Source organism: Ideonella azotifigens (assembly GCF_006519715.1).
Lineage (GTDB): Bacteria > Pseudomonadota > Gammaproteobacteria > Burkholderiales > Burkholderiaceae_C > Ideonella > Ideonella azotifigens.
This window is the reverse complement of sequence record NZ_VIDT01000808.1, coordinates 1-2223: the sequence shown is the minus strand read 5'-3', so window position 1 is coordinate 2223 and position 2223 is coordinate 1. Positions and strand designations below refer to the sequence as shown.

At 57.1% G+C, this 2223-nt stretch carries 2 protein-coding genes; both read right to left on the bottom strand.

Translation table 11 applies throughout. The features are described 5' to 3' along the window. Window positions 1-42 precede the first annotated feature (42 nt). Entirely contained in the window at window positions 43-1263 is a 1221-nt protein-coding gene (locus tag FKP22_RS27910) for a hypothetical protein (RefSeq protein ID WP_141291290.1), read from the bottom strand. A gap of 501 nt (window positions 1264-1764) precedes the next feature. Then, a partial coding sequence (locus FKP22_RS27905; RefSeq protein ID WP_233446984.1) for a phosphopantetheine-binding protein occupies window positions 1765-2223 on the bottom strand: 459 nt, incomplete at its 5' end.

Here is a 2223-nt window from a genome sequence, read left to right as displayed (position 1 = left end):
AGGTAGGCCTGCCTGTGCCTGTGAACGGCGCAACGCGAGTGGTCAGTCATAGCTATCGATGAGCAAGCCCGACTTGAATGTCACTCCAGGAAGCTTCGAGGCCAGCCATTCGCGTGAGACGCGCAACGAAAGAATGTCGGTGGCTACTTCAAGTCGGAAGGGCGCTGACTCTGCTCGTTCCTTCAATTTGTATTCGACAAATCGTTGAATCGCCATTGCCTTATCGCCAAGCAACTCCCACCTCATGTCCTCGGCCATTTGGCGACGCATGCTTTCCTCGGTCCATACATGGCCTACGTGCAGGTGGCACACGGCGTTCTCAACCTTCTCTATTGCTTGGGCAAGGTCGTTGAAGCTTGCGCGGGGAATGAGTTGGTGGCGATCCTGCCTTATGAGGTATTTGGAGAAGTCGCTAACTGGTATTTGGAAAATATAGTCGCGCTCGGTTGCGACTCCTTCAATTGGAGCATCATACGCGGCAGAGATAACAACATTTACATCGCCGACAATATGATTTAAATAGACTCGAGTCAATTTTATTGATTTGCTACCTTGCTCGCACGACAGGTCGAATAGCGTAAGTCGTTCTGCACTTTGGAATCCATTTACTTGGAAATGCATCGCCTCGTACCAGCCGCCATATCCCTTCCAAATGGACGGCGGGACTGTGTCTTGGCCAAGCTGCATTGAGTCCAAATTGACTAGGCGACCAAGCACTGAATACGCTTGATCCTCGGCGCATACAAACGGCGAGCCGTCTGCGGCCTCAGTGCCTATCATTCCGTTCCCGAAGGCTGCCAGCCACCTGGCAAAGGCCTCGGCGCCCGAGCCGGCCACGAAACATTTACCCAAGTACGGTAGGTCAATCATCGCAGCATTGAGCTTGAGAAAGTAGCCCACTCCTTCCTGTGGGTCCCAGGAGAATCCAACAACTCCGACCTCCGTTCGGGCGGTTTCGTCAAATTCGTAATAGGTTGACTCAAAAATCTCTTGAGTAATAACGCCTGTGGTTCCGCTTGCTTCAAGCAGCTTCGCGATGAATTCATTGGCTAATTTGACGGTGCCGGCAAATCCTAGGACGCAATTCTCATTGACGCGAACAAGCTTCCGCCGAAGATCCACGATAGAAAAGGGAAGATCGAATCTCCTGGTGTCGCCGAGCGTAGGAATTGGTATGGAATCACCTTTTCGCTCGATGGAGATCATCGAGTCGGCAATCAGCACGGGTACACCCTCGTAATTAAGCAATGCAACGACAGTCATCGGAAGGAAGTATTGATTGATGCTGGGGTGGCTAAATACTAACGAGTTCGCCAAGAACGGCAGATTCTGGCCAGTTCGCTGATCTGGCTTGGCGTGGAAAACTGCCCAATTTCCGAACATTCCAGCATGCTGAGGCGAGACAATCACTCAGTCGAGCCGCCATATGGTGGTCCACAGGCTTGTTCAAGCTGACGGTACACAAGCCGTCGACTCAGGCGGGCCTCTCGCAGTAGCTGGTCGCGGCTTAACCAGATCGTTGAGTGCCTGCTTTCGGCTGGTCTGCCTGATCAGTCCGGGGGCGGCAACGGGTCGACGACATGCGCCTGCCAGAGCGTGCAGCAGCCGTCGTTCGAATCGGAACGCGGTAAGCGCCGCAGTGAGTGGCCGGTTCCAAATGTGAGGCGGCCGGTCAGGGCCAGTGGCGGTCAACGACCGGTGTCGGCGGTTGCTGCCGTTCCGGCATTGGACCGCGAACGACTCACATCAGCCTGACACAGCCGTTCAAGCTAGGCTATCCAAAAACGCATCCATCGCCAACAGCGCCTGATCGGCATCCCGTCCTTGCTTGCTCGCAGCAGTTCGCAGGCCATCCAGGTGCGCAGCCAGGTCCTGCAGCACCGGCAGCCGGAACACGTCCTTCAGCGCCAAGTCGGCATGGCCGGATTGCTGCAGGCGGGCGACCAGTTGCACGGCGAGCAGCGAGTGGCCGCCCAGTGAGAAGAAGTGGTCGCGACGGTCCACGCGAGGTCGGCCCAGCAGGTCCTGCCAAAGCGCGGCCAGTGCCTGCTCGGTGTCGCCTTCGGGTGCCTCGTAGGCAGAAGCGTCCAGCGCGGCGCCGGGTTCGGGCAGTGCGTGGCGGTCGACCTTGCCGTTGGCGTTCAGCGGGAGCGTGGGCAGTTGCACCAGGGCCGAGGGCAGCATGTATTCGGGCAGCACGCGGGCCAGGGCCGCGCGCAGCAT